This is a genomic window from Marinobacter azerbaijanicus (assembly GCF_030250645.1).
Lineage (GTDB): Bacteria > Pseudomonadota > Gammaproteobacteria > Pseudomonadales > Oleiphilaceae > Marinobacter > Marinobacter azerbaijanicus.
This window is the reverse complement of the sequence record NZ_JASSVS010000077.1, coordinates 1-632: the sequence shown is the minus strand read 5'-3', so window position 1 is coordinate 632 and position 632 is coordinate 1. Positions and strand designations below refer to the sequence as shown.

Genomic DNA, 632 nt, shown 5'->3' with positions numbered 1-632 from the left:
TCTGACTGCCAAGGCATCCACCGTATGCGCTTAATTGCTTGACTATATAACCCCAAGACAACTGATCTGTGCCTCACTTTCAATAAGAACCAGATACTGACCGAGGCCAATATCTACTTCTCATCCAGGATGAGACTCAGAGACAGTCGCTTGAAGCATATGCAATCACTTCAACGACAACACCGGATAACGCTTGAAATCGCTATCACATTGAATATTGCTTCTCGGAGATAATGAGAAACAATACTCGTGTTCTATCTCGTCCAATTTGTTAAAGAGCAAATCTGACCCAGTGATCAGAAAGGAAGGCTTCATCACTCTGAAACATTCGTTTCTGTACACTGACTTTCGTCAGTTAATCGTCGATCTGTCCGGGCATTGGTGGAGCTGAGCGGGATCGAACCGCTGACCTCCTGCGTGCAAGGCAGGCGCTCTCCCAACTGAGCTACAGCCCCTAAACCTATCACCCAAGCCCGGCCGCGCACGGTTTCTCAGGCTTTAAAATTGTGTGGATCTAGGCGCTTTCAAGCGTAGTGTGCGAACAGCACATGAGCTTGGAAGCAACGACGAGCCACGCAATTTTGGTGGGTCTGGGTGGATTTGAACCACCGACCTCACCCTTATCAGGGGTG

1 tRNA gene is annotated in these 632 nt (G+C 48.9%); it reads right to left on the bottom strand.

Annotated features, from left to right (window positions below):
* Positions 1 to 379: 379 nt before the first annotated feature.
* Positions 380 to 455 (bottom strand) — tRNA-Ala (locus QPM17_RS23700).
* Positions 456 to 632 lie beyond the last annotated feature (177 nt).